The following is a 4236-nucleotide window of genomic DNA, read 5'->3' on the forward strand; positions in this document are numbered from 1 at the left end:
GGCCCCCGGAAAAGCGGTCGGACCGGTGCCGGTCAGGCCAGCGTGACCAGGTCGGCGTAGGCCGGGCTCCACAGGTCCTCGACGCCGTCCGGGAGCAGGATGATCCGCTCCGGCTGGAGCGCGTCGACCGCGCCCTCGTCGTGGGTGACCAGCACGACCGCGCCGGAGAACTCGCGCAGCGCGCCGAGGATCTCCTCGCGGCTGGCCGGGTCCAGGTTGTTGGTCGGCTCGTCCAGCAGCAGCACGTTGGCACTGGAGACCACCAGGGTGGCCAGCGCGAGCCGGGTCTTCTCACCGCCGGAGAGCACCCCGGCCGGCTTGTCGACGTCGTCCCCGGAGAACAGGAAGGAGCCGAGGATCTTGCGGACCGCGACCAGGTCCATGTCCGGCGCCGCCGAGCGCATGTTCTCCAGGACCGTGCGCTCCGCGTCCAGGGTCTCGTGCTCCTGGGCGTAGTAGCCGATCTTCAGGCCGTGACCCGGGACGACCTCGCCGGTGTCCGGCTGCTCCACCCCGGCCAGCATCCGCAGCAGGGTGGTCTTGCCGGCGCCGTTGAGGCCGAGGATGACGACCCGCGAGCCGCGGTCGATGGCCAGGCCGACGTCGGTGAAGATCTCCAGCGAGCCGTAGGACTTGGAGAGCCCGCTGGCCGTCAGCGGGGTCTTGCCGCACGGGGCCGGGTCCGGGAAGCGCAGCTTGGCGACCTTGTCGTTGGCCCGGACGGTCTCCAGCCCGGACAGCAGCTTCTCGGCACGGCGGGCCATGTTCTGCGCGGCCACCGTCTTGGTCGCCTTGGCGCGCATCTTGTCCGCCTGCGCGTTCAGCGTGGCGGCCTTCTTCTCGGCGTTGGCCCGCTCGCGCTTGCGGCGCTTCTCGTCGTCCTCGCGCTGCTGCTGGTACTGCTTCCAGCCCATGTTGTAGACGTCGATGGCCGAGCGGTTGGCGTCCAGGTAGAAGACCTTGTTGACGACCGTCTCAACCAGGTCGACGTCGTGCGAGATGACGATGAAGCCGCCCTTGTAGGTCTTCAGGAAGTCCCGCAGCCAGGCGATCGAGTCGGCGTCGAGGTGGTTGGTCGGCTCGTCGAGCAGCAGCACGTCGGAGTCCGAGAACAGGATCCGGGCCAGCTCGACGCGGCGGCGCTGACCACCGGAGAGGGTGTGCAGCTCCTGGTTGAGGATGCGGTCCGGCAGGCCCAGCGCGGCGGCGATGGTGGCGGCCTCGGCCTCGGCGGCGTACCCGCCCTTGGTGAGGAACTCGGTCTCCAGGCGCGCGTACTTCTTCATCGCGTTGTCGCGGGTGGCGCCCTTGCCGTTCGCCATGCGGTCCTCGTTCTCGCGCATCTTGCGCAGCACGCTGTCCAGGCCGCGGGCGGAGAGGATGCGGTCCTTGGCGAGGACGTCGAGGTCGCCGGTGCGCGGGTCCTGCGGCAGGTAGCCGACCTCGCCCGAGCGGGCAACCGTGCCGGCGGCCGGGATGCCCTCACCGGCCAGCACCTTGGTCAGCGTGGTCTTGCCGGCGCCGTTGCGCCCGACCAGGCCGATCCGGTCACCCGGGGCGACCTTGAAGCTCGCGGACTCGATCAGGATCCGGGCGCCGGCGCGCAGTTCGAGGCCGTTGGCGGAAATCATGGCTGGGACAGCTCCTGGGACGTGGACGGGCGACCGGACGGGATCCGGACCGGAAGCGGGAAGGGGCGTCGTCGACGGGGCACTGCGGGTCCGCGCTGGAGCGGCGCCGCTCGCCCGTCATACACCGGAGAAATCAGCCATGGCGGCAAGTCTACCGGGCCGCGCGAGCGGTCCCGGAGGACTACCCGACCGGGGTACCGCCGCGACTACCGCTCCCGCGTCTCCCGCGCCCCGTCCGCCCCGCAGCCGCTGCCCGGGCGGACCGCGGCGAACGGCTCGGCCGGGCTGCCGCAGGCCGCCTCGGGCGCCGCCGCCCGGGTATCGAAGACCTTGGGCGCGACGATCGGACCGTCCGAGATCAGCACCCGCCGCTCGTCCAGCGCCTCCATCTCGACGGCCGGGCCGGCGTTGAGCTGCCAGCCGCTGCTGTCCAGCCGGTAGCCGGAGATCCCGCCGGACACCGGCTGCCCGGCGCTGTTGGCGCAGCTGCGCGGCACCAGCACCGCGAAGTCGGTGGCCACCGTGCGCTCCGGGTCGTAGACGCAGTTGCCGGGCGGCTTGGAGTTGTAGCGCAGGTCACCGTCGGCGTCCCGGAAACCCATCGTCAGCTCCGGTGTGACCACCGCCACCCAGGGCGCGGACTCCCGGACGGTGTGCAGCGCGGCCGCGGCCCGCTCGGCGGCCAGCTGCTCGCGCTGCTCCTCGGTGCGCTTGTCGGCGCCGGGCTCGCCCGCGCCGCGCAGCCAGTCGGCCAGGCCGGGCACCGCGCGGTGCCAGCGCACCTGGTGGTCGCCGGGCCGCACCGAGGTGACCAGGCCGTCGTCCCAGACCACCACCGCGTTCTCGCCCGCCATCTTCAGGTGGAGCGCGGTGGCGCCCTCGCGCTGGTAGGACCAGGCGTGCTCGCCGGTGGCCCGGTGGTACGCCTCCAGGCCCGGACCCACCCTCAGGTCGAGGTCGGCCGCGTCCAGGGAGGCCGTGGGGTCCGCGCTCGCGTCCGCGACGCCCCTCGCGGCCACCCGGTCGCCGAACGGGACCGGCTTGTTGGCGTGCGCGGCGGCGCCCGCCACAAGGACCAGCAGCACCGCCAGGGCAGGGAGGATCGATCGGGGGCTGAGGGCACGCGACTTCCAGGACACGGGCGGAGCGTACCTTTCGGCACCCGCGCGAGTCAGCCGGGCTTTCCCGTACGGCCGAACGGCCGAACCCGGTCCGCGGGTTCCCGGCGCCCCGCGCCCGCCCGCCCGGCGACCTGCGCCGTCGGGCCCCGCGCCGCCCGGCCGGGCCCCGGGACCGGGCGCCGCCGTAGGGCTCCCGGGGGCGCCAGGACTGTTACGGAGGTGATACACGGCACACTGCTGGACGGCGTTCGAATATCGCCCACTTTAGGGTGACATTCGGCATTTCCCCGCCCGGGCGGCCCTACTGTCGGCGAAGGGCCCGCCACGCAACGTGTCCGCCCCCGCTCCGCCCAGCCCTGCTCCGCCCAGCCCGTGGCATTCGTCCGGGGGCGCCGCCCGAGGAGACACCATGCGATTCGGCCGCCTGGCGCTGGCCGCCGCCACCCTGCTGCTGCTCACCACCGCCAGCGTCCCCGCCGGGACACCGCTGAGCCAGACCGAGCGGCACTCGCTCTCCTCCGACGCGATCGCCCCGCGCGGCCCCGCCCCCCGCCCGACGGTCCAGCGCCCGGCGCACGAGCCGCCGTTCGGAGCCTTCGTCGGCTCCTGGGACAACTACATCCCGCAGATCGGCCGGTTCGCGCAGTGGCTGGGCGACGCCAACCTCCAGGTCGGCCACACCTATCTGGCCGGCAACGGCTGGGCGGACATCGAGGGCGAGCCGATGGTGCTCGCCATGTGGTCCCAGTGGCGGCAGGCCGACCCGTCCCGGATGCTCGTGCTCGGCGTGCCGATGCTGGTGCCGAGCGAGGCGGGGGTGCCGGACGGCGAGGTGGCCCGGCTGCTCGGCCAGGGCGCCCGCGGCGACTTCGACCGGCACTTCCTGCGGCTGGCCCGCCGACTGGTGGCGCTCGGCGGCGCGGACACCGTGCTCACCCTCGGCTGGGAGATGAACGGCGTCACCTACACCCACCGCTGCAAGCCCGACCCGGCCGCCTGGAAGACCTACTGGCGGCGGATCGTCACGGTGATGCGCTCGGTGCCCGGGCAGCGCTTCCGCTTCGACTTCGCGCCCAACCGGGGGCTGGACGCGATCCCGTGGACCAAGTGCTACCCGGGCGACGACGTGGTCGACATCATCGGCATGGACAACTACGACCAGCCGGCCGGCGGCACCTTCGACGACTACGTGCGCGAGCCGTACGGGCTGCAGGACCAGGTCGAGTTCGCGGCCAAGCGCGGCAAGCAGGTCTCGTACCCCGAGTGGGGGCTGTTCCACAACGGGGACAACCCGGAGTTCGTGCAGCGGATGGTGGAGTGGATCCGCACCCATGACACCGCGTACCAGACCGTCACCGACTACTGTCCGCACGGCTTCTGGCAGTGCGACCGCAACCCGCGCGCCAGCGCCCGGTTCCGCCAGCTGATGTCGGGCTCCTCGGGGACCGCCGGACCGGGCGCGCCGACGCCCCCCGCCGGGCCGG

Annotated in this window: 3 protein-coding genes; 1 reads left to right on the top strand and 2 read right to left on the bottom strand. The window is 73.1% G+C overall.

Features of this window, described 5'->3' with window-relative positions:
* Positions 1-32: 32 nt before the first annotated feature.
* Positions 33-1631, bottom strand: coding sequence for an ABC-F family ATP-binding cassette domain-containing protein (locus ABD308_RS25155; protein WP_344338842.1), 1599 nt, complete (start codon positions 1629-1631; stop codon positions 33-35).
* A 206-nt stretch (positions 1632-1837) separates the two neighbouring features.
* A complete protein-coding gene (locus tag ABD308_RS25160) occupies positions 1838-2770 on the bottom strand; it encodes a hypothetical protein (protein ID WP_344338843.1) in 933 nt (310 codons plus the stop codon).
* Between the two features lie 391 nt (positions 2771-3161).
* On the opposite strand from ABD308_RS25160, the gene ABD308_RS25165 reads away from it, so the two are divergent.
* On the top strand, positions 3162-4236 hold a 1075-nt coding region (locus tag ABD308_RS25165), incomplete at its 3' end, for a glycoside hydrolase family 26 protein (protein WP_344338845.1).

It is taken from the genome of Kitasatospora putterlickiae (assembly GCF_039527695.1).
GTDB classification, from domain to species: Bacteria; Actinomycetota; Actinomycetes; order Streptomycetales; family Streptomycetaceae; genus Kitasatospora; species Kitasatospora putterlickiae.

What these genes read in the sequence shown, in the direction of transcription:
- ABD308_RS25155 (WP_344338842.1), bottom strand. Translation starts at nt 1,631, where the DNA reads ATGATTTCCGCCAACGGCCTCGAACTGCGCGCCGGCGCCCGGATCCTG.